This is a genomic window from Actinomadura vinacea, assembly GCF_039532545.1.
Classification (GTDB): domain Bacteria; phylum Actinomycetota; class Actinomycetes; order Streptosporangiales; family Streptosporangiaceae; genus Spirillospora; species Spirillospora vinacea.
This window is the reverse complement of record NZ_BAAARW010000008.1, coordinates 65,639-90,647: the sequence shown is the minus strand read 5'-3', so window position 1 is coordinate 90,647 and position 25,009 is coordinate 65,639. Positions and strand designations below refer to the sequence as shown.

Annotated in this window: 22 protein-coding genes, 1 tRNA gene and 1 pseudogene; 5 read left to right on the top strand and 19 right to left on the bottom strand. The window is 72.0% G+C overall.

The window, feature by feature from the left end:
- Nucleotides 1–12 precede the first annotated feature (12 nt).
- Nucleotides 13–1,080, top strand: coding sequence for an NAD(P)H-dependent flavin oxidoreductase (locus ABD340_RS11225; protein ID WP_344588684.1), 1,068 nt, complete (start codon nucleotides 13–15; stop codon nucleotides 1,078–1,080).
- A gap of 23 nt (nucleotides 1,081–1,103) precedes the next feature.
- Here ABD340_RS11225 and ABD340_RS11220 read toward each other — a convergent pair whose 3' ends face one another.
- The 17 genes from ABD340_RS11220 to ABD340_RS11140 form a co-directional block, all read right to left on the bottom strand.
- The gene (locus ABD340_RS11220; protein WP_344588683.1) at nucleotides 1,104–2,717 is read right to left on the bottom strand and encodes a chloride channel protein; all 1,614 of its coding nucleotides are present in this window, start codon (nucleotides 2,715–2,717) and stop codon (nucleotides 1,104–1,106) included.
- A 223-nt stretch (nucleotides 2,718–2,940) separates the two neighbouring features.
- A complete protein-coding gene (locus tag ABD340_RS11215) occupies nucleotides 2,941–3,918 on the bottom strand; it encodes a quinone oxidoreductase family protein (RefSeq protein WP_344588682.1) in 978 nt (325 codons plus the stop codon).
- Complete coding sequence (locus tag ABD340_RS11210; RefSeq protein ID WP_344588811.1) at nucleotides 3,918–4,925, bottom strand: aldo/keto reductase; 1,008 nt, start codon at nucleotides 4,923–4,925, stop codon at nucleotides 3,918–3,920. Before ABD340_RS11210 ends, ABD340_RS11215 begins: the two co-directional genes overlap by 1 nt.
- A 102-nt stretch (nucleotides 4,926–5,027) precedes the next feature.
- A complete protein-coding gene (locus ABD340_RS11205; protein WP_344588681.1) occupies nucleotides 5,028–5,891 on the bottom strand; it encodes a helix-turn-helix transcriptional regulator in 864 nt (287 codons plus the stop codon).
- A gap of 46 nt (nucleotides 5,892–5,937) precedes the next feature.
- Nucleotides 5,938–6,828, bottom strand: a complete 891-nt coding sequence (locus ABD340_RS11200; RefSeq protein ID WP_344588680.1) for an oxygenase MpaB family protein — start codon at nucleotides 6,826–6,828, stop codon at nucleotides 5,938–5,940.
- Between the two features lie 85 nt (nucleotides 6,829–6,913).
- Complete coding sequence (locus tag ABD340_RS11195) at nucleotides 6,914–8,098, bottom strand: CaiB/BaiF CoA transferase family protein (RefSeq protein ID WP_344588679.1); 1,185 nt, start codon at nucleotides 8,096–8,098, stop codon at nucleotides 6,914–6,916.
- Nucleotides 8,099–8,122: 24 nt separating this feature from the next.
- Nucleotides 8,123–9,304, bottom strand: coding sequence for an acyl-CoA dehydrogenase family protein (locus ABD340_RS11190; RefSeq protein ID WP_344588678.1), 1,182 nt, complete (start codon nucleotides 9,302–9,304; stop codon nucleotides 8,123–8,125).
- Nucleotides 9,305–9,327: 23 nt separating this feature from the next.
- Complete coding sequence (locus tag ABD340_RS11185) at nucleotides 9,328–10,104, bottom strand: enoyl-CoA hydratase/isomerase family protein (RefSeq protein WP_344588677.1); 777 nt, start codon at nucleotides 10,102–10,104, stop codon at nucleotides 9,328–9,330.
- Between the two features lie 107 nt (nucleotides 10,105–10,211).
- Nucleotides 10,212–10,925 (bottom strand): GntR family transcriptional regulator, encoded by a 714-nt coding sequence (locus ABD340_RS11180; protein WP_344588676.1) that lies wholly within the window; start codon nucleotides 10,923–10,925, stop codon nucleotides 10,212–10,214.
- Between the two features lie 90 nt (nucleotides 10,926–11,015).
- Entirely contained in the window at nucleotides 11,016–11,825 is an 810-nt protein-coding gene (locus ABD340_RS11175; protein ID WP_344588674.1) for an HTD2 family dehydratase, read from the bottom strand.
- On the bottom strand, nucleotides 11,822–13,009 hold the full coding sequence (locus ABD340_RS11170; protein ID WP_344588673.1) for a CoA transferase: 1,188 nt from the start codon (nucleotides 13,007–13,009) through the stop codon (nucleotides 11,822–11,824). Before ABD340_RS11170 ends, ABD340_RS11175 begins: the two co-directional genes overlap by 4 nt.
- Before the next feature lie 55 nt (nucleotides 13,010–13,064).
- On the bottom strand, nucleotides 13,065–14,219 hold the full coding sequence (locus tag ABD340_RS11165) for an acetyl-CoA C-acetyltransferase (protein ID WP_344588672.1): 1,155 nt from the start codon (nucleotides 14,217–14,219) through the stop codon (nucleotides 13,065–13,067).
- A 46-nt stretch (nucleotides 14,220–14,265) separates the two neighbouring features.
- Nucleotides 14,266–14,892, bottom strand: coding sequence for a TetR/AcrR family transcriptional regulator (locus ABD340_RS11160; protein ID WP_344588671.1), 627 nt, complete (start codon nucleotides 14,890–14,892; stop codon nucleotides 14,266–14,268).
- Between the two features lie 12 nt (nucleotides 14,893–14,904).
- Entirely contained in the window at nucleotides 14,905–15,696 is a 792-nt protein-coding gene (locus ABD340_RS11155) for an SDR family oxidoreductase (RefSeq protein WP_344588670.1), read from the bottom strand.
- Nucleotides 15,693–16,868 (bottom strand): acyl-CoA dehydrogenase family protein, encoded by a 1,176-nt coding sequence (locus tag ABD340_RS11150; RefSeq protein ID WP_344588669.1) that lies wholly within the window; start codon nucleotides 16,866–16,868, stop codon nucleotides 15,693–15,695. Before ABD340_RS11150 ends, ABD340_RS11155 begins: the two co-directional genes overlap by 4 nt.
- A 33-nt stretch (nucleotides 16,869–16,901) precedes the next feature.
- Nucleotides 16,902–18,749: a PP2C family protein-serine/threonine phosphatase gene (locus ABD340_RS11145; protein ID WP_344588667.1), complete on the bottom strand. Its 1,848-nt coding sequence runs from the start codon at nucleotides 18,747–18,749 to the stop codon at nucleotides 16,902–16,904.
- Nucleotides 18,750–18,875: 126 nt separating this feature from the next.
- A complete protein-coding gene (locus tag ABD340_RS11140) occupies nucleotides 18,876–19,610 on the bottom strand; it encodes a hypothetical protein (protein ID WP_344588666.1) in 735 nt (244 codons plus the stop codon).
- A gap of 228 nt (nucleotides 19,611–19,838) precedes the next feature.
- Between ABD340_RS11140 and ABD340_RS11135 the strand changes: the two genes are divergently transcribed.
- Nucleotides 19,839–19,912: transfer RNA gene (locus tag ABD340_RS11135), tRNA-Pro, on the top strand.
- 213 nt (nucleotides 19,913–20,125) lie between these two features.
- Here ABD340_RS11135 and ABD340_RS11130 read toward each other — a convergent pair.
- Both ABD340_RS11130 and ABD340_RS11125 read right to left on the bottom strand, forming a co-directional pair.
- The gene (locus ABD340_RS11130; RefSeq protein ID WP_344588665.1) at nucleotides 20,126–20,530 is read right to left on the bottom strand and encodes an integrase core domain-containing protein; all 405 of its coding nucleotides are present in this window, start codon (nucleotides 20,528–20,530) and stop codon (nucleotides 20,126–20,128) included.
- 284 nt (nucleotides 20,531–20,814) lie between these two features.
- Nucleotides 20,815–21,204, bottom strand: a complete 390-nt coding sequence (locus ABD340_RS11125; RefSeq protein WP_344588664.1) for a hypothetical protein — start codon at nucleotides 21,202–21,204, stop codon at nucleotides 20,815–20,817.
- A 55-nt stretch (nucleotides 21,205–21,259) separates the two neighbouring features.
- Between ABD340_RS11125 and ABD340_RS47950 the strand changes: the two are divergent.
- The 3 genes and pseudogenes from ABD340_RS47950 to ABD340_RS11115 form a co-directional block, all read left to right on the top strand.
- Nucleotides 21,260–21,940 (top strand): annotated as a pseudogene (locus tag ABD340_RS47950) (reverse transcriptase domain-containing protein); the annotation flags it as partial.
- Between the two features lie 28 nt (nucleotides 21,941–21,968).
- Nucleotides 21,969–22,436 (top strand): group II intron maturase-specific domain-containing protein, encoded by a 468-nt coding sequence (locus tag ABD340_RS47945; RefSeq protein WP_425547336.1) that lies wholly within the window; start codon nucleotides 21,969–21,971, stop codon nucleotides 22,434–22,436.
- A gap of 750 nt (nucleotides 22,437–23,186) precedes the next feature.
- On the top strand, nucleotides 23,187–24,452 hold the full coding sequence (locus ABD340_RS11115; RefSeq protein WP_344588662.1) for a serine hydrolase domain-containing protein: 1,266 nt from the start codon (nucleotides 23,187–23,189) through the stop codon (nucleotides 24,450–24,452).
- Nucleotides 24,453–25,009: the final 557 nt, after the last annotated feature.

Here is a 25,009-nt window from a genome sequence, read left to right as displayed (position 1 = left end):
GAGGTGGACAGCATGACCGGGCTCGACACCCCGCTGACGCGGCTGGTCGGCGTGCGGCACCCGGTCGTGCAGACCGGCATGGGCTGGGTCGCCGGGCCGCGGCTGGTGTCGGCGGTGGCGAACGCGGGCGGCCTGGGGATCCTGGCGTCGGCGACGATGACGGCGGACCGGCTCGGTGCGGCGATCCGGGAGGTCAAGGAGCGCACCGGCGCACCGTTCGGGGTCAACCTGCGCGCGGACGCGGCGGACGCGGGCGACCGCATCGACCTGCTCATCAAGGAGGGCGTGAAGGTCGCCTCGTTCGCGCTCGCCCCCAAGCCCGACCTGATCGCGAAGCTGAAAGACGCGGGCGTGGTGGTGATCCCGTCGGTGGGCGCCCGGCGGCACGCGGAGAAGGTCGCGGCCTGGGGCGCGGACGCGGTGCTGGTGCAGGGCGGCGAGGGCGGCGGGCACACCGGCCCGGTCGCGACCACGCTGCTGCTCCCGCAGGTCGTGGACGCGGTCGACGTCCCGGTGATCGCGGCCGGGGGCTTCTTCGACGGGCGCGGGCTGGCGGCGGCGCTGGCGTACGGGGCGGCGGGCGTGGCGATGGGCACCCGGTTCCTGCTGACCGCCGACAGCTCGGTGCCGGAGGAGGTCAAGAAGGTCTACCTGGGCACCGCCGAGACGGTGGTGACCCGGCAGGTGGACGGGATGCCGCACCGGGTGCTGCGCAGCGACCTGGTCGACGCGCTGGAGCGCTCGGGCCGCACCGGCGGCCTGGTGCGGGCGGTCCGCAACGCCGCCCGCTTCCGGCGGCTGTCGGGCATGTCCTGGCGGGCGATGATCGCCGACGGGCGGGCGATGAAGCACGGCAAGGAGCTGTCGTGGTCGCAGGTGCTCATGGCCGCCAACACCCCGATGCTGCTGAAGGCCGCGATGGTCGACGGCCGCCCGGATCTCGGCGTGATGGCGTCCGGTCAGGCGGTGGCGGTGATCGACGACCTGCCGACGTGCGCGGAGCTGATCGGGTCGATCGTCGCGGGCGCCGTGGAAGCGATCGAGGCCCAGCGGTCCCACCTCCGGCCCCCGCGCAGGTAGGTCCGGGCGCGGCCGCGTTCTCTTCATGCGTCCATCGCCGTTTCCTTCCGTGCGCCGTCCACGCCGAGAGGCCGTATCACGTTGTGGGCCGTCCCAGTACGAGCATGCGCCCCGGCCAGGCCCGAAGGGGTCGTGGTCGCCGCCGGAACCCTTCGGAGCCGCCTCAGGACGGCGGACCGGACCGGGGCCCTGTCCGCCTTGGGCTTGTCCGGCTGGCTGCGGTAGAGGGTCTGCCCGCCGATCACCGCCCGGGACGCCAGCATGGCCACCATCACCGGCACGATCAGCCCGGGGCTGCGCGTGGCCTCCAGGACCAGCAGCGTCACCCCGATCGGCGCGTGCACGACGGGCCCGAGCAGCGCCGCCGCGCCGACGACCGCGAACGCCTCGGGGCCGTGGGACGTCAGGCCCCCGTCGAAAGTCACGCGCCAGAAGGCGGCCCCGGCCGCCGCCCCGATGAACAGCCCAGGGCCGAAGAGTCCGCCGGAGCCGCCGGTGCCGATCGACAGCGAGGTGGCCACGATCTTGACCAGGGGAAGCAGCAGAACCGGCCAGAGGGACATTCCCAGGACCGCCTCGCGGCTGAGCGACTGCTGGATGACCCCGTAACCGGGCCCCAGGACCGCCGGCACCGCGAACCCGATCACGCCGACCGCCAGGCCTCCGGCCGCGGGCGGCATCCACGAGGGCACCCGCCGCCCGTCCCGTTTCCCCCGCTCCCCGGGGCGCACCCAGCGTTCGGTCAGATGGTGCACACCGTAGAACGTGCCAATGTACAGCCGGCCCAGCAGCCCGCAGAGGAGCCCTAGAGCGACGAACAGCGCCACCTCGCCCAGGCCTGTTTCACCAGGGATCCATTGGTCACCCAGTAGCGGGCCGAAGCCGTTGACCGCCCCGAACACTCCGAAGGCCACCGCGGAGGAGCCGACCGCCGGGAGCAGCACCTCCCAGGCGACCCCCTTCCGGTAGAGCAGTTCCGCCCCCAGCACGGCGCCGCCCAGTGGAGCGCGGAAGATCGCCCCGATTCCCGCGCCCAGACCTGTCATGACCACCGCGCGCGCGTGCCGGTAGGAGAGGCCGGCACGGCGGGCCACGACCGAGCCCACACCGCCGCCGATCTGGGCGATCGGCCCCTCGGTGCCGCCCGATCCGCCCGACCCCAGCGTGATGGAAGAGGTCAGCGCCTTCACCAGGGGGACCCTGGCGCGCATCCGGGACGGAGCGCGGTGGGCGGCGGCGATGGCGGCGTCGGTTCCGTGCCCGCCGGTCTCGGGCGCGGCCCGGACGGCGATGAACGCGGCGAGCGCGGCGCCTCCGCCGGTCACCGGGGGCAGCAGCCACGCGCGGTCGAACCCGGTCGCGGCCCGGGGAGCCCCGTCTGCGGCCGTGGTGGCGGGCTTATGACCGGTCAGGACGCCGAGGAACCCCGTGGTGCCGGCTTTCAGGAGCGCTTGGAAGACGATCGCGGCGCCGCCCGCCAGCACCCCGACCACCAGGACGAGGAGCAGCCACCGGACGGCCGTCCGCCACCGTCCGCCTCTCACGCGGCCCGCCTCGGAATCCCCGGACTCCGGGAGCCGGGTGACCGGGCCCTCCTCGTCCGCCTCCGTCGTCGGATCGTCTTCGGATGGGTGCATGTTCCCTCTCCTCGCAGTCCGCGAGATGTCGATCACGGCCGGTCACGATATTCGGGTCTCCGCCTAATGATCTCACGCGCTCCTTACCATTGCTAAGGAGACCCGGGACGGCCGCTCCGGCAAACCCCCGGCGCTCGACTCACGCAGCAATGTGAACCGCGATCTGCGCGAATGCGGGCGGTGCCATCACGCTGCGCGGCACCGCCCGGCCGACGCTTGCCGGTCACACCTTGAGGGCGAGCTTCCCGGTGGTGCCGCCCGACTCGATCCGGCGGTGCGCCTCGGCGGCCTCCTCCAAAGGCAGCTCCTCCACCTGGACGCGCAGGTCGCCCGACGCCGCGGCGGCCACCGCCCGCCGCAGCGCCCGCCCGATCTCGGCCGGGCGGACGCCCGAATGGGCGCCGAGGTTGAACCCGGCGACGGTCTTGGTCGACAGCCACAGCTCGTTCGGCGAGAGCGGTACGTCCTCGGCCGCCGAGGCGTTGCCCAGGACGATCATGCGCCCGAGCGGGCCGAGGGCGTCCAGGCTCGTCCGGCGCGCGGGCCCGCCGACCATGTCGACCACGATGTCGAAGCCTTTCCCGCCGGTCAGCCCGGCGACCCGGGAGGGCAGCTCGTCGCGCAGGACCACCTCGTCGTAGCCGAAGCCCTTCGCGATCGCCGTCTTGGCCGCGCTGCCGACCGTTCCGACGACCCGTCCGGCTCCCAGCAGGCGGGCGGCCTGGCCGAGCTGGCTGCCCAGGCCCCCGGCGGCGGCGTGCACGAGCACGCTCTCCCCCGGCTCGATCCGCGCCACCCGGTCCAGCGCGAAGAACGCGGTCGTGCTGTTGGACGGGACCGCCGCGGCCACCGCCGGCGCCAGGCCGGCCCCGTCGATCGGCGCGACCAGGTCGGCCGAGGTGACCACGACCTCGGCGTACCCGCCGCCGTCGACGATCGTCAGCGCCGCGACCGGCTGCCCGGGGCTCAGCCCGTCGACGTCGGGGCCCAGGGCGCGTACCCGCCCGGAGACCTCGATGCCGGGCACGAACGGCAGGGGCACGTCCGCGATCCCCCGCCGGAAGAGGATCTCGGCGAAGTTGGCCCCGGCATAGGCGACGTCGATGGAGACCTGGCCGGGGCCCGGTTCGGGGACGGGCCGCTCGTCCAGGCGCAGCACCTCGGCCCCGCCGAACTCGGGGATCGTGATCGCTCGCATCATCAGTACCGGCTCCCGACCGGCGCGGGGACGCCGTCCAGCTCGGCCAGGTCGGCCGCGGTCAGTCCGACGGAGGCGGCGCCGGCGTTGTCGTGCAGGTAGCGCCGCTTCTTGGTGCCGGGGATCGGGATGACGTGGTCGCCCTGCGCGAGCGTCCACGCGATCGCGACCTGGGCGGGCGTCGCGCCGTGCCGGGCCGCCACCTCCTTGACGACGTCCACGATCGCCAGGTTGGCCTTCAGCGCCTCCTCCGCGAAGCGCGGGTTGCGGCCGCGGAAGTCGCCGTCGTCGAAGTCGGCGGCGGTGACGGTGCCGGTGAGGAAGCCGCGGCCCAGCGGCGAGAACGGCACGAACGCCGCGCCGTTGGACGCGCACCAGCCGAGCACGTCGCCCGGCCCCTCGCCGGAGGGCGTGACATCGCCGGAGAACACGCCCGCCGTGCCGCCGGGGGCGCCCATCGGGTCCCGGGTCCACAGGGACAGCTCCGACTGGACCGCGGCGACGGGGTGGATCGCGTGCGCCTCCTCCGCCTGCGCCACCGTGACCTCCGACAGGCCCAGGCGGCGGACCTTGCCCTCGGCGACCAGTTCGGCCATCGCGCCCCAGGTCTCGGCCAGCGGCACCGCCGGGTCGACGCGGTGCAGGTAGTAGAGGTCGATCACATCGGTGCCGAGGCGGCGCAGGCTCTCCTCGGCGGAGCCCTTGACGTGCTCGGGCGCGCCGTCGTGGCCCAGCCCGTACGGGCCGTCGGCGGCGACCAGGCCGGTCTTGGTGGCGACGATGGCCCGGTCCCGGTGCCCTTCGAGCGCACGGCCGAGCAGGCTCTCGTTGTGGCCGGCGCCGTAGGGCTGGGCGGTGTCCAGGAACGTGACGCCCAGGTCGAGTGCCTCGCGGATCAGCGCGACCGAGGCGTCGTCGTCCCGTTCGGAGGCGCTGTAGCCCCAGCTCATGCCCATCAGCCCGAGGCCCACCGCGCCGACCGGGGCGCCGGCGAACGTTCGCGTGGGGATGGGGCTGTTCTTGGTCTCGTTCGTCATGCCCACGATCCTGCGCGCTCCCGGCCGCGGCCGGCAGTGTCGGCTTATCGTGGGTCTGCCACCACCACCCTCGCGCTATCCCGCCTCCGCGAGGCGGGGGCCGCTCATGAGCCGCTCCAGGCGGGCTTCGGTGTCGCTTCCGGGCTTGGGGTTGTGCAGGACGAGATGGTGTCCGGGACGGTCCGGCAGCGGCAGCAGCGTCGACTCGAAGACCAGCTCGCCGACGTCCGGGTGCCGCACCGCCTTGACCGCCTGGCCGCCCGCCGACACCTCGTGCCGCGCCCACAGCTCGGCGAACTCCGGGCTGGCGGCCAGCATGTCGTCGATCAGCCCGGTGAACCCGGGGTCGTCGGGGTAGCGGGCCGCGTCCGCGCGGAACCGGGCGACCACGCCGGGCGCGGCCTTCTCCCAGTGCGTGTGCAGGGCCCGGTAGCGGGCGTTGGTGAAGAAGGTCACCAGGCAGTTGTGGTCGGTGCCGCCGTACCCGAACACCGCCCGTGCGGCGTCGTTGATCGCGACGAAGTTCCAGTGCCGGTCGCGGACGTACCCCGGACGCGGCGCCCAGGCGTCCAGCACGCGCTGCAGCTCAGGTGTGACGGGCACTGCGGGCTCGGCCTCGGCGGGCGGCGGGTTGAGCCCGGCCAGCAGGTACAGGTGCTCGCGCTCGGCGCCGTCCAGCCGCAGCGCGCGGGCGACGGCGTCCAGCACGCTGTCGGAGACCTTGATGTCGCGGCCCTGCTCCAGCCAGGTGTACCAGGACACCCCCACTCCGGCGAGCACCGCGACCTCCTCGCGCCGCAGGCCCGGCGTGCGGCGGCGCCCGGCCGCCGGCATGCCGACGTCGGCCGGGGTGACCCGGGCGCGGCGGTTGCGCAGGAAGTCGCGCAGCTCGTCGCGGCGGCGTCCGTCGGCGGACACGGATAGGGACTCGGTGGTCATGCCGCCACGATATCCGCGGTCCGGCGGTGCGGATCAGACGTGCGGTTCAGACGAAGGGGCGGCCCTTGGCGTGGCGGCGGCGCGCGTCCCGCAGGTACAGGTTCCACGGGAACGCCCGCAGCGGCCTCGGCAAGGCCCGGTTGAGCAGGGCCGCCCTGCGCGTGAAGCCCTCGAAACGCGCCTGGCTGCGCTCGCTCCATGGCAGGCCCAGCTCCTCCCGGAACTCCGGCGGCAGGAAGCCCATGGTGACGAAGCGGCTGAACCGCCCGAGCGTCCACCGCGCCGGGGCGGGCAGGAACGACAGGTCGACCATCGCCCGCAGGTAGCCGCGGGTCACGCGGTCCATCTCCAGCTTGCCGAGCGAGTCCTTCCAGTACTCGGCGAAGGCCTGCCGGTCGGCGGGCCACATGTCCGCCGGCACCTGCAGTGTCGTGCCGAAGCGGGCGGCGTGCCGGTAGAGGTCGTCGAGCGCCGCGTCGCCCAGCGGCCCGTACAGGGCGTTGAGGACGTCCTCGGTGCCCTTGTACAGGCAGGCCGCGACCCACAGCTGCAGCTCGCGGTCGAACGCGTTGTACTTGACCGGGCTGGAGGCGTCCGAGCGGACCGGCCGGTGCGACCTGCCGACCTCCTCGCGGATCCAGGCCCGCTCCCGGTCGGTGCCGTGCCAGGCGACGGCGACGTAGCTGAGCGTGGTGCGCCCCCGCTTGATCGGGTGCTTGTCGAGGCGCCCGCTGTCGACCTTGCTCTCGGCGACGCCGCGGCCGACCGGGAGCCGGGACAGCTGCATGACCACATTGGCCGAGGCGGCGCCGAGCGCGAACCAGCTGAGCGCGTTGCGGACCACGTAGGGGGCCTCGCCGGCGACCCCCGTGTTCCCGCCGGCGGGCAGCGGGCGCCCGCCGGGGACGTCGAGACGGTCGGCTGCTCCGGCGGCCATGTGACCTCACTCTCACGAAGGGCTGTCCAGCATGCCCCACCGTGACATCGGTAAGTATTCACTTGCAATGTGATCTGGGCCACCGTCAGCCGACCGTGCCCTCCTCCCGCAGCCGCGCGACGGTTCCGGCGTCGTAGCCCAGCTCGGCCAGCACCGCGCCGGTGTGCTCGCCCAGGGCCGGGATCGGGCCCATCCGCGCCTCCGCGTCGGCGAAGGTGATCGGCGGCAGGATCGCGCGCAGCGGCCCGACCGGCGAGCCGACCTCCCGCCAGCGGTCCCGCCCGGCCAGCTGCGGATGCGCCGCGAGGCCGTGCCCGTCGTTCAGCGAGGCGTTCGGCACGCCCGCCTCGTCCAGCCGCCGCAGCAGCTCCTCCCGGCCCAACCGCGACGTCGTCTCCGCCACCAGCGCGTCCACCTCCGCACGGTTGCGGACCCTGGCCTGGTTGGTCGCGTAGTCCGGATCGGTCACCAGCTCCGGACGGTCCAGCACGCCGGTCGCCAGCGCCGCCCAGCCGCGGTCGTTCTGCACGCCGATGACCACGTCCACGCCGTCCGCCGTCGGGTAGGCGTCGTACGGCGCGATCACCGGATGCCCCAGCGTGCTGCGCCGCGGCGGCTCCCCCGTGTAGAGCGTGGTGTAGAGCGCCTGCCCCATCCACTCGGCGACCGCGTCGAACATCGACACCTCGATCGACGCGCCCTCCCCCGTCGTGCCGCGCCGGACGAGGGCGGCCAGGACGCCGGAGAAGGCGTACATGCCGGCGGCGATGTCGGCCAGCGGCGAGCCCGCCTTGACCGGCGTCTCGGGCGTGCCGGTGACCGAGATCAGGCCCGCCTCGGCCTGCACCAGCATGTCGTAGGCGCGCTTGTCGCGGTACGGGCCGCGCGAGCCGTACCCGGACATGTCGATCACGATCAGCCGGGGGTGCCGGGCGCGCAGCTCCGCGGCGCCCAGCCCCATCCGCGCCGCGGCGCCGGGCGCCAGGTTCTGCAGGAAGACGTCCGCGCCCGCGACGAGCCTCGCCAGCACCTCGCGGCCCTCGTCGCGCTTGAGGTCGAGCGCCACCGACTCCTTGCCCCGGTTGAGCCAGGCGAAGTGGGTGCCGAGCCCGCCCCGCACATTGGCGTCGTAGGCGCGGGCGAAGTCGCCGCCGTCCACCCGCTCCACCTTGACGACGCGGGCGCCGAGATCGCCGAGCTGGCGGGTGGCGAACGGCGCCGCCACGGCCTGCTCCAGCGCCACGACCGTGATCCCCTCCAGCGGGAGCATGCCCCTGTCCGCTCCGGCCACCGCTCAGCCCTCGAGCAGCCGGCGGCCGATGATCATCTTCTGGATGTCGGCGGTGCCCTCGCCGATCAGCAGCATCGGCGCCTCCCGGTAGAGCCGCTCGATCTCGTACTCCTTGGAGTAGGCGTAGCCGCCGTGCACCCGGAAGGAGTCCTCCACGACCTCCTTGCAGTACTCGCTGGCCAGGTACTTGGCCATCCCCGCCTCCAGGTCGTTGCGCTCGCCGGAGTCCTTGCGGCGGGCGGCCATCACCATCATCTGGTGCGCGGCCTCCACCTTGGTCGCCATCTCCGCCAGCCGGAACATGACCGCCTGGTGCTCGGCGATCGGCCGGCCGAACGTCTCGCGCTGCCGGGCGTAGTCGACGGCCAGCTCGTAGGCGCGGCGCGCCACCCCGCAGCCGCGCGCGGCGACATTCACCCGGCCCACCTCGACGCCGTCCATCATGTGGTAGAAACCGCGGCCCGGCGCGCCGCCGAGGATCTGCCCGGCCGGGATCCGGTAACCGTCGAACACGAACTCGGTCGTGTCGACCCCCTTGTAGCCCATCTTCTCGATCTTCCCGGGGACGGTCAGGCCCGGCGCGACCTCCCCGAACCCCGGCGTCTTGTCCACCAGGAACGTGGTCATGCCCTTGTGCCCGGCGTCCGGATCGGTCCGCACCAGCGTCGCCACCAGATGGGACGTGCCCCCGTTGGTCAGCCACATCTTCTGCCCGTCGATCACATAGGAGTCGCCGTCCGGGACCGCCCGGGTGCGGATCGCCGACACGTCCGACCCGCAGTGCGGCTCCGACATCGAGAACGCGCCCCGGATCTCGCCCGCCGCCATCCTCGGCAGGTAGTGCGCCTTCTGCTCGGGCGTGCCGTGCTGGGCGATCATCCAGGCCACGATGAAGTGGGTGTTGACGATCCCGGACACGCTCATCCAGCCGCGCGCCAGCTCCTCCACCACCAGCGCGTAGGTCAGCAGCGACTCGCCGAGCCCGCCGTACTCCTCGTCGATGACCAGCCCGAACAGGCCCAGCCCGGCCATGCCGTCCACGATCCGCTGCGGGTAGGCGTCGGCGTGCTCCAGCTCCGTGGCGACGGGCAGGATCTCCTTGTCGACGAACGCCCGCACGGTCGCCACGATCTCCCGTTGCTCGTCGCTCAGCCCGTAGGTCTGCTGCAGTCTGCCGCTGCTCATGATCGCCCTCCCGGTAGCACTGGTCATCGGCCCTGAAAACGCGGTCTCCTGCGCTCGGCGAACGCGGCGCGGCCCTCGGCGAAGTCGGCCGTGCCGAACAGCCCGGCCTGCTCCTCCCGCTCGGCCTCCAGCGTGCGCTTGAGGCTGTGGTCGGCGCGCGACAGCACCCGCTTGGCGGCGGCGATGCTCAGCGGCGCCAGCTCGGCCGCCTCGGCGGCGCGCTCCAGCGCGACCTCCAGGGCCTTGCCGGGCGGGGCGAGGGAGTCGGCCAGCCCGATCTCGTAGGCGCGCGGCGCGGGCACGGTCCGTCCGAACAGCAGCATGTCCTTGGCCCTGCCGAGCCCGACGCGCTGCGGCAGCGTCCACAGCAGCCCGCCGTCGGCGACCAGCCCGACCCGGCCGAACCCGGCGACGAACCGGGCGTCCTCGGCGGCGACCACGTGGTCGCAGACGGCGGCCAGCGAGACGCCCAGGCCCGCGGCGCTGCCCTCCACCGCCGCCACCACCGGGGTCGCGCAGGTCGCGATCAGCCGGACGGCGCGGTGCAGCGGCAGCAGCCGGGCCCGCGCGGCCGCGGCGTCCACGCCGTCCATGGTGCGCAGGTCGCCGCCGGCCGAGAAGACCCCGCCGGCGCCGGTGAGCACGATGGCCCGCACGGCGGCGTCGCCGGCCGCGGCGGTCAGCTCCTCCAGCAGCCGCTCGCGGGTGGGCAGGTCGATCGCGTTGCGCGCCTCGGGACGGTCCAGCGTGAGCACGCGGATCGTCCCGTGCCCGGCGTCGTGGTCGGCGGTGCGGATCACGCTGTTCCTCCCGCGAAGGGATCCGGCCAGAATTTTTTATACGATATTGCCCGACGGTGGGGCGCCCCAAGGCGGCCCCCGTCCTTCCGGGCTCACCCCTGCCGGGCTCACCCCTGGCGGGGCCGGTCGCCGCGCTGCTCGTCCCAGAAGCCCTGGCCTTCCAGATGCACGACCAGCAGCGTGCCCGCGTGCCGGATGTGCGTGCGCATCGCCTGCCGCGCCGCCTCGGCGTCACCGGCCCGGAGCGCGGCCAGCACCAGATGGTGGTCGTCGACCGACGCCTGGCTCCACCCCTGGATGCTGGAGTAGAAGCGGCGCGGCGCGTACCGCACCACGAGCTGCAGCAGCCAGGCGGTCTTCGGCGAATGCGCCGACAGGTTGACCACCCGGTGGAAACGGTGGTTCGCGCCCTCGATCGCCTCGGAGTCGTGCGTCTTGGACGCCAGTTCCAGCTGCTCCTGCGTGCGGTCGAGGGTGGCCAGCTCGTCGCCGGTGATGTTGCCGGCGGCGCGGGCAGCCAGCTCGCCGGCGAAGTACGCCTGCGCCTCAAAGAGGTCCTGGACGTCCTGCCGGGTGAGCGGAGCCGGCATGAACCCGCGGCGCGGCTCCAGCTGGACGAACCCCTCACCGCGCAGCGACAGCAGCGCCTCGCGCACCGGCGTGACGCTGACGCCCAGGTCCTCGGCGATCCGTTCCAGGCGCAGGAACTCCCCGTGCCGGACCTGACCGGACATGATCAGATCGCGCACGTAGGCGGCCACCTCGTCGCTGAGCTGGCGCCGCCTGCCGAACGCCTGGTCACCCGTGGGTGCCACTGTCATCGTCTCCCCGTGCCCCGTGCGCCTGCGTGGACGTGACCAACAAAATATAGGAAGAACGTCGACGGGAAGGCCCGGAGCGCGAGGCCGGATTCAGCCGAAGGCCGCCGACATCGCGGTGACTCCGCCGGGCGCCCTGACCGCCAGATCGCCGTCCTCCGGCGACCCGGTCACGGCGAACGGCTGGCCCGCGTACACCGGGCTGCGCGCGCGGAACGACAGCTCGCCGACCGTCCGCCCCGCCCGCCTGGGCAGTTCGAGGCAGAGGATCGCCAGCAGCGGCCCGTGGACGACCAGCCCCGGATGCTTCTCGACCTGCGTCGCGTACGCCTCGTCGTAGTGGATGCGGTGCGCGTTGTAGGTGAGCGCGCTGAACCGGAACAGCAGGGTCGGGTCGGCCGTCATGCGCAGCGTCCACGGTGCGTCGGCCTCGGGAGGCTCGAAGGACGGCGGCGCCGGGCGGTTCGCCGGATCGCCGCTCCGGTAGACCAGGTCCTGCTCCTCGACCGCGACCTCCGTCCCTTCGCGGACGAACGTGTGGCGCACGGTCACGAAGAGCATCTCGCCGCTGCGCCCGTGCTTGAGCGCCGTCGACGCCACCTCCGACCGGCGCGTGACGGATTCCCCCAGGCGCAGCGGCCGGTGGAAGGTGCAGCGGCCGCCCGCGAACATGCGGCGGCGTTCCGGGACGGGCGGCAGGAACCGGCCCGCGAGCGGGTGGCCGTCCGGGCCCAGGTCCTTCTGCGCGGGCCGGTCCAGGAAGTAGAGCCACTGCCAGAGCGGGGGCAGGTCGCGTTCCGGCGGGGCGGTGTCGAGCACCCCGGCCAGCGCGTGCGCCGGGCCCGGCTTGATCGTCTCGGTCGTCTCGTACGGCTCCGGGGCCCAGCCCTCGACGTCGATCACGCCACCGCCCCCTTCGCGCGCAGGTCCGCCGCGTCCAGGCCGAGCTCGGCCAGGACCTCGTCGGTGTGCTCACCGAGGCGCGGGGCCGGCACGGGCTCGCGTCCTCCGGTCGTGCCGGTGCCGCCGTCCCCGCCGGGGGCCGTGTCGAGCGGCGAGGCCGGCGCGTAGATGCGGCCCACGCCGGGCTGGTCGATCTCTCCCATCAGCGGTGCGGCCTCCAGATCGATCTCCGAGAAGCGGCGGTAGGGCGCCCAGAGCACCGAGGAGCCCTTCAGCTCCCGGGTGACCTGGTCCAGGGTGCGGGCCTCGAACCAGGGGGCCAGGAGCGCGGCCAGGGTCTCGCGGTGCACGTAGCGGTCGCCGTCGCGGTCGAAGTCGGCGCCGAGCAGGCGTTCCAGCTCGGTGACCGTCGCGGTCAGGCCGGTGATCTCGCACAGGTCGGCGAAATGCCGCCCGGTGAGCGCGACGACCATCACCCGCCCGCCGCCGGCCAGCGCGAAGTCCCGGCCGAGTCCGCCGAAGAGGTGGTTGCCGATCCGGGGCCGCTCCGCGCCGAGCTGCGCCTCGGCGAGCAGGCCCAGGTTGCCCGCCATGGCGAGGGCGACGTCGTACAGCGGCAGCCTGATCCGCGCGCCCTCGCCGGTACGGGAGCGGCGCCGCTCGGCGGCCAGGATCCCGGTCGCCGCGTACAGCCCGCAGGCCATGTCCCAGGCCGGGAGCACGTGGTTCACCGGGGCGCCGTGCTCGGACGGCCCGGTGATCAGCGGGAACCCGATCTCGGCGTTCACGGTGTAGTCGACGGCCGCCGTCCCGTCATGGTGGCCCTCGATCTGCAGGTGGACGAGGTCCGGGCGCACCCGCGACAGCGCTTCGTACGACAGCCAGCCCCGCCCGACCGCGTTGGTCAGCACGATCCCGGCCCGGGCGGCCAGCCGGGTGACGACCTCGCGGCCCTCCGGACCGCGGAAGTCGACGGTGACCGACCGCTTGGCCTTGTTCATCCCGGTCCACATCAGGCTCGTCCCGGACGGCGCGAGCGGCCAGCGCCCTATGTCGGCCGCGCCGCCGATCGGGTCGACCCGCACGACGTCGGCGCCGAGCTGGGCCAGCGTCATCCCGCCGAGCGGAGCGGCCACGAAGCTGGAGATCTCGACGACCCGCAGCCCTTCCAGCAGTGCTGCCATCCCTCACCCCTCGTCATATATTTCATATGACTATAGGACGAGGGGCATCCGGCGCTCAGAGCCGCTCGATGATGGTGACGTTGGCCTGGCCGCCGCCCTCGCACATCGTCTGCAGCCCGTACCGCCCGCCGGTGCGCTCCAGCTCGTGCAGCAGAGTCGTCATCAGCCGGGCCCCCGTCGCGCCCAGCGGGTGGCCGAGCGCGATCGCACCGCCGTTGGGGTTGGTGCGCTCCGGATCGGCCCCCGTCTCCTTCAGCCAGGCCAGCACGACCGGGGCGAACGCCTCGTTGATCTCGACGGCGTCGATGTCGCCGATCGTCATCCCCGCCTTCTTGAGCGCGTGCGCCGTCGCGGGAATGGGCGCCGACAGCATCCGGATCGGGTCCTCTCCACGCGCGGAGAGGTGGTGGACGCGGGCGCGCGGCGTCAGCCCGTGGTCCCGCACCGCCCGCTGGGAGGCGATGAGCAGCGCCGCGGCGCCGTCGGAGATCTGCGAGGACAGCGCGGCGGTCAGCCGGCCCCCCTCCACCAGCGTCCGCAGGCCCGCCATCTTCTCCACGGTGGTGTCGCGGCGCGGCCCCTCGTCGGTGGCGGCGTCCCCGTACGGAGCGATCTCGCGGTCGAAGCGGCCCTCGTCGATCGCCCGGATCGCCCGCTGATGCGAGCCGTAGGCGAACTCCTCCATCTCCTGCCGGGAGATGTCCCAGTCGCGCGCGATCATCTCCGCGCCCGCGAACTGCGACACCTCCCGGTCGCCGTACCGGCGCGTCCACCCGGCCGACCCGGCGAACGGCCCATCGGTGAAGCCCAGCGGCTCGGCCGCGGTCATCGCGTACGCGATCGGGATCTGCGACATGTTCTGCACGCCGCCCGCCACCACCAGGTCGGACGTGCCCGACAGGACCGCCTGGGCTGCGAAGTGCACCGCCTGCTGGGACGAGCCGCACTGCCGGTCGACGGTCACCCCCGGGACCTCCTCCGGCAGCCCGGCGGCCAGCCACGCCGTCCGGGCGATGTCCCCCGCCTGCGGCCCGACCGCGTCGACGCAGCCGAAGACCACGTCCTCGACCATGGCGGGATCGGCCTGCGCGCGCTCCATCAGCGCGGTCAGGACGTGCGCGCCCAGATCGGCGGGATGCGCGTCCGACAGCGCTCCGCCGCGGCGCCCGACCGGCGTGCGGACCGCTTCGACGATGTAGGCCTCGGCCATGGGGTCTCCTCCTCGGATGGGGCCCGGCCGGGGTGCTCGGGCCGGGTCAGGTCGCCCTGGTCGCCTGGATGCCCTCCAGGACCATGGCGAGGTACTGCTTGGCGATGTCGTCGGCCGACAGCCGCCCGGCGGGCTGGTACCAGTTCGCCGCCACCCACACCGTGTCGCGGATGAACCGGTACACCAGGCCGCGGTCGAGATCGGCCCGGAACGCGCCCTCCTCGACCCCGCGGTCGAGCAGGGCCGTCCACATGGCCTCGAACCGGCGGTGCGAGTCGAGCAGGTAGCGGAAGCGCTCGCCGGCGGCCAGGTGCTTGGACTCGTTCTGGTAGAGGACGACGGCCGGGCGGTGCCGTTCGATGGACCGGAACGACTCCACGACGATGGCCTCCATCGTCTCCCGCGCGTCCAGGCCCGACGCCAGGACGCGCTCGTAGGAGGCCCACATCTCGTTCAGGAACGTGGACAGGATCTCGTCGGCCATCGACTCCTTGGAGTCGAAGTGGTAGTAGAGGCTGCCGCCCAGGATCCCGGCGGCGTCGGCCACCTGCCGGATCGTGGTGGCGGCGTACCCCTGGGAGGCGAACACTTCGGCCGCCGCGGCGAGCAGCTCGGCCCGCCGCTCCGCACGCGCTGCGGCGGTGCCCTCGGTGTCACGCCGACGTGGACTCATCTGAAGGATTCCTTACGGATGCTGGCTGGAGACGGAGACGACCTCGCCCGTCATGTACGACGAATAGTCTCCGGCCAGGAACACTATGACGTTGGCGACCTCCCACGGCTCGGCGTAGCGCCCGAACGCCTCCCGCGAGGTCAGCTCGTCGAGCAGGTCCTGCGAGGTCACCTTGACCAGGTGCGGGTGCATGGCCAGCGACGGCGACACGGCGTTGATCCGCACCCCGTGCTCGGCGGCCTCCAGCGCGGCGCAGCGGGTGAGCGCCATGACCCCGGCCTTCGCCGCGGCGTAGTGCGACTGCCCCTTCTGCGCCCGCCAGCCGATCACCGACGCGTTGTTGACGATGACGCCCCCGGAGTCCTGTTCGCGCATGACGCGGAGCGCGGCACGGGTGCAGCGCATGGTGCCGTTCAGGGTGACGTCCAGGACCTTGTCCCACTCGGCGTCGGTCATGTCGGCCAGCTCGGCGGTGCCGCCGAGGCCGGCGTTGTTGACGGCGACGTCGATCCGGCCGTACCGCTCCACGGCCAGCGCGTACAGCGCCCGGACCTGCTCTTCCGAGGTGACGTCGCAGGGCAGCGCCGCGACCCGCGCGTCCCCGAAGTCCTTCGCCAGCTCGGCACGGGTGCTCTCCAGCCGCCGCTCGTGCGCGTCGGAGACCAGCACACTGGCGCCCTCCTCCAGGCAGCGCCGTGCGGTCGCCCCGCCGATCCCCGCGCCGGCCGCCGCGGTGATCACCACGATCCGGTCCCGGAGGAGGTCGCGCGGGACGGGGTAGGCGGGCGGACGCGTCAGGGTCATGGGCGGCTCTCCCGGGGCAGGCCGAGCACCCGCTCGGCGATGATGTTGCGCTGGATCTCGTTCGAGCCCGCGTAGATGGTGTCGGCCCGGGAGAACAGGAACAGCCGCTGCCAGTCGTCCAGGTCGTACGGCTCGCCCTGCGCGACCAGCCCGGCGGCGCCCAGCACGTCCATGGCCAGCTCGCCCAGCTCGCGGTGCCAGGTGCCCCACACCAGCTTGGAGATCGACGACTCGGGGCCGGGCGCGCCGGCGGCCACGCCCGCCATGGTGCGGGTGGCGTTCAACCGCATGATCTCCAGGCCCATCCAGGCCCGGACGAGCCGGTCCCGCAGCAGCGGATCGTCGACCGCCCCGGTGCGGCGGGCCAGCGCGATCACGCCGTCCAGCTCGCGGCGGAACCCGACCTGCTGGCCGAGGGTGGCGACGCCCCGCTCGAAGCCCAGCGTGGCCATGGCGATCTTCCAGCCCTCGCCGGGGGCTCCGACGACGCAGGACGCCTCGGTGCGCGCGCCATCGAAGAACACCTCGTTGAACTCCGAGGTCCCGGTCGGCTGCACGATCGGGCGGATCTCCACGCCGTCCTGCCGCATCGGGACCAGCAGGTAGGACAGGCCGCGGTGGCGCTCGGACCCCCGCTCGGTACGGCACAGCGCGAAGCACCAGTCGGCTTCAAGGGCCAGCGACGTCCACACCTTCTGGCCGCTGATCGTCCAGCCCTGCCCGTCCCGCTCGGCGCGGGTCTGCACGCCGGCCAGGTCGGACCCGGCGCCCGGCTCGGAGTAGCCCTGGCACCACAGCTCCCGCACCGCCACGATCGGCGGCAGGAAGCGCTCGCGCTGCTCGGGGGTGCCGAACGCGATGATGGTCGGGCCGAGCAGGTTCTCTCCGATGTGGCCGACCCGGGCGGGGGCGCCGGCCAGCGCGTACTCCTCGTTGAAGATCACCTGCTGGCGGACCGTCGCGCCGCGGCCGCCGTGCTCCTTCGGCCAGCCGAGGCAGGTCCAGCCGGCGGCCGCCAGGTGCCGCTCCCAAGCCAGCCGGGTCTCGAACGCCTCGTGCTCGCGGCCGGGGCCGCCCAGGCCGCGGGCGTGCGCGAACCCGTCCGACAGGTGGGTCTCGAGCCAGTCGCGGACCTCGGCCCGGAAGTCCCGGTCCTCGGGTGTCTGCTCCACCCGGAAAGCCTATCAAACAGTTGTTAGAAAGAATTATTCGACCACGACCGCGAACAGCGTGGTGTCGTCGGCCGACCGGTCATGCCCCATCCGCGCCAGCACCCGGTCCAGCACCGGCTCCGGCCCGGCCGACGGATCGTTCAGAATCTCCATCAGCCGCGCGATCTGCTCGTCCAGATCGGCGTCCCGGCGCTCCACCAGCCCGTCGGTGTACATGAACACCAGATCGCCCGGCTGCACCCGGGTCGTGACCGTCGGGTAGCCCGCCGTCGGCGCCGCGCCCAGCATCGGCCCCGGATCCACCTCCAGCTGCGTCGCGCACCCGTCCCGCACCAGGATCGGCGGCAGATGGCCCGCGCAGCTCCACTGAATGGCACCGCCCGGCGGGTCGTATCGGGCGATCAGGGCCGTGCCGGTGGCCGACCGCTCCGGCTCCAGCTGGCTCACCATTTCGTTCAGCCACCCCATCAGCCGCCCCGGAGGCTGCCCGGTGTAGGCCAGGCCGAGCAGGCCGTTGCGGGTGCGCGCCATCGCCGCCGCCGCGGGCAGCCCGTGCCCCGCCGCGTCCCCGATCGCCAGCAGCGACCGGCCGTCCGGCAGCCCACGCGTCGCGAACCAGTCCCCGCCGATCCGGGCCGCGCTCTCCGCGGCCAGGCTCCGGATCGCGATGTGCAGCCCCGGCAGCGGCATCATCTCCTCCGGATCCGGCAGGATCGCCCGCCGCAGCGTCACCGCCACCCGCCGCTCCTGCGCGGTGCGGGCCTGCTGCCGCAGCATCTCCCGCCGGGTCTCGGCCAGCGCCCGCTCGATCCCGCGCCGCCGCGTGATGTCCTGGGAGACCATGTTCACCGACACCGGACGGCCCGCCTGGTCCAGGACCGGCTCGGCGAAGATCCACAGATGCCGGTGCTCGCCGTCCGCGGTCACCACCCGATGCTCCATCTCCACCGGCGTGCGGCGGCTCAGCATCGTCTGGAACCGCTCCTCGACCAGCGGCCGGTCCTCGTCCACCACCATCTTGGACATCTCGTCCAGCAGCGGCGCGGAACGCACCGGGTCCAGCCCGTAGTTGTAGGCCATCTGCTCCGACCACTCCAGCTCGTCGGTCGCCAGATCCCACTCGCCGAACCCCAGCAGCGCCAGCCGCCCAACCCGCTCCAGCCGGCGCCGCATGCGCTCCTCGTCGTCGTGGTACCGCCACGTCACGCACACGCCCGTCGGCACCGGCACGCAGTGCACCGACATCCGCGACGTGCGCGTCACCCCCTCCTGCGCCGTCGAGAACTCGAACGGACCCCGCTTGAAGACCTTGCCCGTCTCCAACGACTCCACGTACGAGGTGAACAACCCCAGCAGCGCCGACCCCGGGTCCATCCGCAGCAGCCGATGCCCCGACAGCTCCGCCGGCCCCCTCCCGAACAGGTCCCGGGTCGCCTCGTTCGCCCCCGCGTACAGGAAGTCCCGCACCTTCCCCTCGGCCCCCCGCACCGGGATCATGTGCACGGCGGCGTCGATCGATGCGTCCAGCACCGCCCGCGCCGTCGGATCCTCCTCCAGCTCGGCCAGCCGGTCGATGTCCGCGGCCAGATCGGCCTCGGCCAGCCGCCCGGCCTCCATCAGCGGCATCACCGCGGGCGCCGCCACCGGACGCTCCAGCGAGCCCCCCGCGAGGCGCGTGCCGGTCACCAGCGCCGCGGCCTCCTCCAGCTCCAGATCCAGATCGCGGGCGAGCCAGATCAGGTGCTGGAGCGCCTCGCCGGGCTGGACGCCCAGGCGGCCCGCGAGCACGACCCGGGCTTCGGCGATGATCGCGCGGCCCCGTGCGGCCCCGCGCAGATCCGCCAACTCCGGAATCAGCGGCGTGCCCTCCGCTTCGCTCACCCGGGCCCCCGTTCCGATTGGGCGTACGAGAGAAGAACCGTACATAAGGCTATGAGGCGCCCTATTCGTAACCTTCGTCCGCGGGCGCCTATTTTGCCGTCCAGTGACGGTGTTGGCGCCGCCGCTTTACGAATCCGCCGCCCGGTAGACCTGCCTGGTCAACGAAGTGAGCCGTTGCGACGCCACCCGGAACGACGAGCCCGCCGGATGCAGCGTCAGCACCACCACGATCCTGCGGTCGTCCGGCCCGACGACCCCCGTCGTGTGCAGTACGGGCCGTCCAAGCCCCAGATCGGGCGCGGCCGCGGGCACCACGGAAGCCTTGCACGGCACCGCGGGAACGTCACCGAACCCCGACCACCCCTGCTTCACCGCCCACGGCCGCGGCAGCGCGCGAGGGATCCCGAAGTACTGGTCGTACCGGTCGGTCCCGCACGGGGTCGCCTTCCGCAACTCCCCCATGATCAGGTCACGGTGTGCACGCGGCGCCTTCTCCAGGACGTACCGGTACACCTTGGCCACGTCCAGCGGGCTCAGCGCCGTGTACCCCCAGAATCCGGGCTTGTCCGCGGGCGGCGGAGCGGTGTCGCGCAGCCCGATCCGCGCGGCCGTCCGCTCGATGATCGCGCCCTTCCCGCCCCGCTTCCAGAACCTGGTCGCCGCCCCGTCGTCGCTCGACCTCAGCATCGGCCGCAACAACGCGAGATCCGGCCGCTCGCCGCGCAGATGATCGAGCGCGATAAGGATCTTCACCACGGACGCCGACCGGAACGTCCGCCGGGCCCCGTCCTGCAGCAGGACCTTCCCGCTCCCCCGGTCGTAGACCACGTACCCGGCCCGCACCCCGGCCGGCACCGTCACCCGAAACACGGCCCGCCCCGGCCGCTCCGCCGACGTACTCACCGGCGCCGCCGGAGTCTTCCCATCCGCACCACAGCCGCCCAACCACACGACCCCGGCCATGACCAGGACCGCACGCCCCACCAACGAGATCACCCGGCCATGCCTACCAGATCCGCACCACCACAACCGAGTACGCACCCACCCCCGGTGTGCGCTACAGTAATCACGCCCGCCCAAGCCGGGCACCGGGACGTAGCGCAGTTTGGCAGCGCACTTGACTGGGGGTCAAGGGGTCGTGGGTTCAAATCCCGCCGTCCCGACCGCATAACCGCAGGTCAGAAGGGCTTCGGATCTCCGTCCGGAGCCCTTTTTCGATCTTGAAAGTCGATGGGGAGCCAATCGGGGAGCCACCGTCACGCGACTGAGACGGACTTCGGGGTGTTCCCCTCCGCCGCAGCCTCGGTCCTGCTGTCCTTACCTTCGTCGAACACGGTGTACCGCTCGAATATTGAGTTGCGAGATCTGAGCTGCGGTTATGCGGCGTGGTGATATTCGTTGATCACGCTTCCAACCACAGGTCTTCGCCGGATGGATCGCAAGTCGGCAAGGTCGGTGGTCTCCGGGACCGCCCCGGTGTCGACGTCCGGAGGTCGTTGGTGTCGGGACTGGTGCGGCCAATGACCGTTGTAGTGGACCATGTACTCGCCCAGCACCAGCGACAGGTGCCCCTCACCGAGGATCAGGATCCGATCCGGCAACTCGCGGCGGAGGGTGCCGATGACCCGCTCGCAAACCGCATTCATCCGCGGCGTCCGGGGCAACGTGGTGATGGTCCGCACCCCCTCGGCCTTGAACACTTCTGCGAACACGGCGGTGAAAAGCGGGTCGCGATCGTGGATCACCACGCGCAGCTCACCGACGCGTTCGCCCAGGTCCATGGCAGGTTGCGGGCCTGCTGCACCGCCCACGCCCCGGTCGGGTGCGTGGTCACCCGCCCAGATGCAGTTTGCGGGTGCCGTGTTCGATGCATACCAGCACCCACAGCCGTTTCAGCAGGACCGTCTTCACCGCGAAGAAGTCACACGCGATGATCGCGTGCGCCTGGGCGGCCAGATACTCCCGCCACCTCGGACCGACCCGGCGTGGCGCGGGATCGATGCCGGCGCGGTGCAGGATCTCCCATACCGTTGACGCGGCGATGGTGTACCCAAGACGGGTCAGCTCACCCTGGATGTCCCCAGGTCGGGTTCTCCCGCGCCATCCGCAGGATCAGCGCTCTGACCGACACGCCGGTGCGTGGTCGCCCGGGTCGGCGGCGGTCGGAGTAGTTCCACTTACGCGCTACCAGGTTACGGTGCCAGCGCAGGAGCGTCTCCGGAGTGACCGGGAAAATCCCTGCCCACTGCTGGCGGTGCACCAGCCGCGCCAGTGCCGCCAACCAGAGCCGATCGGCGTGCTCCCACCGCGGACGGCCGCGTAGCCGACGGCGTAACACCTGGTTCTCGTGCCAGAGCACCAGCAGCTCCACGTCCTTGGACAGCTCCGAGCGGACCAGCACCCCGATCAGGCCGAGCAGGCTCCGGACCAACCGGTACAGCAGCCACAACAACACCCCGGAATGGTCGCAACCACGCCACCGATCGCGCAGCGAAACCCCAGCTCACAGTATGAAACCCAGTTTCCGCGGTACACGGTTCGTTCCGGCCGTTGCCGTGCGGGAACGCACGATCCCCAAACCGGGCGGGTCGGGCAGGGTCCGCCGTCTCGGGATTCCGACGATCGCGGACCGGGTCGTTCAGGCGGCGCTGAAGCTGGTGCTGGAGCCGATCTTCGAGGCCGACTTCCAGCCGGTCTCCTACGGGTTCCGGCCCGAGCGGCGGGCACACGACGCCATCGCCGAGATCCAGCGTTTCGGCACCAAGCAATACCGCTGGGTGCTGGACGCCGACATCGAGGCGTGCTCTGACTCCATCTCCCATCCGGCCCTGATGGACCGGGTGCGGGCCAGGGTCAAGGACAAACGGGTGCTCGCGCTGGTCAAAGCGTTCCTCAAGGCCGGGATCCTCACCGAACTCGGCCAGCAGAAGAACACCTACTCCGGCACACCACAAGGGGGCATCCTGTCCCCGCTGCTGGCCAACATCGCCCTGTCGCTGCTCGATGAGCACCTGCACGGACCGTGGCGGCCGGGCGGGGCCATGAGCACCCCCGGCCGACGTCGCGCCGAGGGCCTGCCGAGCTGGCGGATCGTCGGTTACGCCGACGATTTCGTCGTGCTCGTGCACGGCTCCCGCGACGACGTCGAAGCCCTGCGCGAAGACATCGCTGAGGTGGTGGCACCGCTGGGTCTTCGGCTGTCAGACCCGCATCCTGCGCATGAGCGAGGCGTTCGACTTCCTTGGGTTCCGCATCCAGTGGCGCCGCAAGCGAGGCACGAACAAGTGGTACGTCTACACCTTCATCGCCGACCGGCCCATCCGGTCGCTGAAGGACAAGGCCCGTGCCCTCACCAGCAGGTTGTCGCAACAGCGTCCCAGGGACGCGCTGATCAGACTCAACCAGATCATGCGGGGCTGGGCCAACTACTTCCGGCACGCGGTCTGCAAACACACCCTCGGTCACCTGGAGAACTTCATCTGGCACCGGGTGATCCGCTGGTGGATGCACCTGCACCGCTGGAATTGGAAGGACGTCCGCCGACGCCTCACCGGCCCCGCGGGCCGGTGGCACAGGCCCACAGCGGACGGGATCGAACTGTTCAATATCGCCTCGGTGCCGGTCACCCGATACCGATACCGAGGCAGCAAGATCCCCAACCCCTGGACCACGCCCAACCACGCTTGACGGCAGACGCCGTGGAGAGCCCGTTGCCGAGAGATCGGCACGGCGGGTTCGGCGAGCGGCCTGGGGAAACGGACCCAGAGTGATCCGGGCATCGCGCCCCAGGCCGACTCAATCAGCACGTGGCTCTGTAGGTGAGAAGCGGCACAGTTTGTAGGTGGTTCGGGCACCAGTCCGGGAACTCCGATCCCGAGAGTCATCAGCTCGGTGCCCTCGAATCTGAAGCTTTGCTATCAGTAATTACGATTGCGCAGAAATGTTGGCACGACCTCGTACTCTCGCCGGAAAACTTGGAGTTCACCGTCATCGCGACAGCCTGCGTTCACGGTGGACAGGTGTGCGGGCGTGACGGCGAGCTCGTACTGGAGGCTCGGCAGTGCGATGGTCACCGACGAGTCGTCCAGCACCCGCAATAGCCGGGCTGCCGCGATCACCAGCGGCGGGGCCTTCTCGCGGCTTGCGCCAGTTCCTTGATGCCGGGGATGTCGGGGGTTGGGTGTATCGCGGGCGTATCGAAAATCGCATACGCCACCGCAACACTCTCCCTTTCTTCCATGGAGGCACGGACCACAGCGGTCCGTGCCGAGGGCCTGGTGCTCCGGCTTCGGAGTCCATCGCGGAGTCGGCACCACCCGATTCTGGCCGCAGACCCGGGTCACAGCCGGGTCACAGCTGTTGGCACCGTGCTGTGACCGTCCGTTGGCTAGAAAATCGCGGGTGGAAGGTGATCAGGAAAGGGAGAAGAAAAAGGCCATGGCTAGTGCTAGTGACGGGGAATGGGATCGGCGTTCGATGTTGCGGGGCGCCGCCGTGGTGGCCGGTGCCGCCGCGGCCGCGCCGCTGCTGGGCGGGACGGCCACGGCGCAGGCCGGCGTCTCGCTGGCGGCCGACCAGCTCGGCCACGCCGACACGGCCACGTCCGAGCCCGACCGGATCCCGTCGGACACCGGTCCCGGCGGCGCCTACGACCGGTACATCGCGAAGCTAGCCGCCGAGGACAAGTTCTCCGGGGTGGTGCTGCTGTCGCACCGGGGCCGGACGGTACTGTCGCGCAGCTACGGCATGGCCGACAAGGAGAAGGGGATCCGCAACCACGAAGGTGCCGCGTTCAACCTCTACGGCGGGCCGTTCGTCAGCCTGTCCATCGTGCAGCTGGCGCAGCGGGGCAAGGTGAAGCTGTGGGACACGGTGGGCACCTACCTGACCGGTTTCGCCAAGGAGATCGCTGAGCAGGTGCGCATCCACCACCTGCTCATGGGCACCTCCGGGTTGTCCTTTCCGGAGCACGACTACCAACGCATCTTCCACGGCAAGGAGGAGCAGCACGAGTACTACCAGCAGTACACCCGGCAGGCGAAGCTGGTGGCCGCCCCCGGCGCGGGTTCGAACAAACCCGGCTGGGGTGCGGATGTCACCGTGCAGATCGTCGAGGCGGTGACCGGCATGACGTTCTGGGACTACGTGAACAAGCACATCTTCGGGCGCTGCGGCATGACCGGCTCGGCGTACTACACCAGGCCGCAGTGGCTGGCCGACGAGCACATCGCGCACTCGTACATGAAACAGGCCGACGGCAGCTGGGTGGACGCCGTCCGCAATCTGGACAAGGACAGCCCGAGCCCGGGCATGGCGGGCCAGAACAATGCCCGCAACTTCGTCCCGGACGGCGGGTTCGTCACCGCACCGGACCTGGTCCGGTTCGCGGAAGCGTTGTACGACGGCACCGTGCTCGACCCGGTCTGGGCCGACGTGTTCACCTCGGTCAAGGCCCCCAACTTCCGAGGCTCCCCGGGGTTCAGCACCTACGGGCCGACAGCCCACATCGTCGAAGGCCAGTGGGAGCTCGCGCGCAGCGGCGTCCACCCCGGCAGCTCCACCCACTGGAGCATCTACCCGGACACCGGGTGGGTCGGCGTCGTCCTCAGCAACTACGACGACATACCGCTGCAGGAGATCACTGGACAGCAGACGCAGGCCATCACCGGGGCTTCACCCGGCGACGGCGGCGGTGGCGGCTGACGCGCGGCCACGGCATAGCCGACCCGAAGAAAGAGGCCCGGGCCGGGAAATCCACCGGCCCGCGGCCGGCAACCAGATCGCCCGACGAATCATCGCCTCCGGCAGCGGCATCGGCGATGCTCATGCTCGGCGCCGGCCCGGCGATGGCGGACTTGGTGGCTCGGGCGTCCCCGCCGCCCCCGAGGAAGTGGTCGAACTCGGCGTGGCGACCGCCTGGTTCCCCTCCTACGACGGCACCGGAGTCTGGTGCGTCCTTCAGCGCAGCGGGGCGGGGCCGGGGCTGGACCGGCACGGTGTGTTCGAGACCGCCCTTGTAGGGTTGGACGGCGACGTGCATTCCCCGGCGGTCACCTTCACCGATGGCATCCGGCCCGTTGCCGCCACCGGCGACGGCCTGGTCGTCGAGGTGTCGGCACCACCGCACCGTGCCTATCCCGCATGTGTCGGCAGGGCCCCGGACCATGCGCGGAGGCGTGACCAGGGATCTGGTGGCCGCCGATCCGGCGACCGGCCGGATCGGCGACCACGTCAACGACTACACCACGGTTCTGCGCGCC

What these genes read in the sequence shown, in the direction of transcription:
- ABD340_RS11225 (WP_344588684.1), top strand. Translation starts at nt 13, where the DNA reads ATGACCGGGCTCGACACCCCGCTGACGCGGCTGGTCGGCGTGCGGCAC.
- ABD340_RS11220 (WP_344588683.1), bottom strand. Translation starts at nt 2,717, where the DNA reads ATGCACCCATCCGAAGACGATCCGACGACGGAGGCGGACGAGGAGGGC.
- ABD340_RS11215 (WP_344588682.1), bottom strand. Translation starts at nt 3,918, where the DNA reads ATGATGCGAGCGATCACGATCCCCGAGTTCGGCGGGGCCGAGGTGCTG.
- ABD340_RS11205 (WP_344588681.1), bottom strand. Translation starts at nt 5,891, where the DNA reads ATGACCACCGAGTCCCTATCCGTGTCCGCCGACGGACGCCGCCGCGAC.
- ABD340_RS11200 (WP_344588680.1), bottom strand. Translation starts at nt 6,828, where the DNA reads ATGGCCGCCGGAGCAGCCGACCGTCTCGACGTCCCCGGCGGGCGCCCG.
- ABD340_RS11195 (WP_344588679.1), bottom strand. Translation starts at nt 8,098, where the DNA reads ATGCTCCCGCTGGAGGGGATCACGGTCGTGGCGCTGGAGCAGGCCGTG.
- ABD340_RS11190 (WP_344588678.1), bottom strand. Translation starts at nt 9,304, where the DNA reads ATGAGCAGCGGCAGACTGCAGCAGACCTACGGGCTGAGCGACGAGCAA.
- ABD340_RS11180 (WP_344588676.1), bottom strand. Translation starts at nt 10,925, where the DNA reads ATGACAGTGGCACCCACGGGTGACCAGGCGTTCGGCAGGCGGCGCCAG.
- ABD340_RS11170 (WP_344588673.1), bottom strand. Translation starts at nt 13,009, where the DNA reads ATGGCAGCACTGCTGGAAGGGCTGCGGGTCGTCGAGATCTCCAGCTTC.
- ABD340_RS11165 (WP_344588672.1), bottom strand. Translation starts at nt 14,219, where the DNA reads ATGGCCGAGGCCTACATCGTCGAAGCGGTCCGCACGCCGGTCGGGCGC.
- ABD340_RS11160 (WP_344588671.1), bottom strand. Translation starts at nt 14,892, where the DNA reads ATGAGTCCACGTCGGCGTGACACCGAGGGCACCGCCGCAGCGCGTGCG.
- ABD340_RS11155 (WP_344588670.1), bottom strand. Translation starts at nt 15,696, where the DNA reads ATGACCCTGACGCGTCCGCCCGCCTACCCCGTCCCGCGCGACCTCCTC.
- ABD340_RS11130 (WP_344588665.1), bottom strand. Translation starts at nt 20,530, where the DNA reads ATGGACCTGGGCGAACGCGTCGGTGAGCTGCGCGTGGTGATCCACGAT.
- ABD340_RS47945 (WP_425547336.1), top strand. Translation starts at nt 21,969, where the DNA reads ATGAGCGAGGCGTTCGACTTCCTTGGGTTCCGCATCCAGTGGCGCCGC.
- ABD340_RS11115 (WP_344588662.1), top strand. Translation starts at nt 23,187, where the DNA reads ATGGCTAGTGCTAGTGACGGGGAATGGGATCGGCGTTCGATGTTGCGG.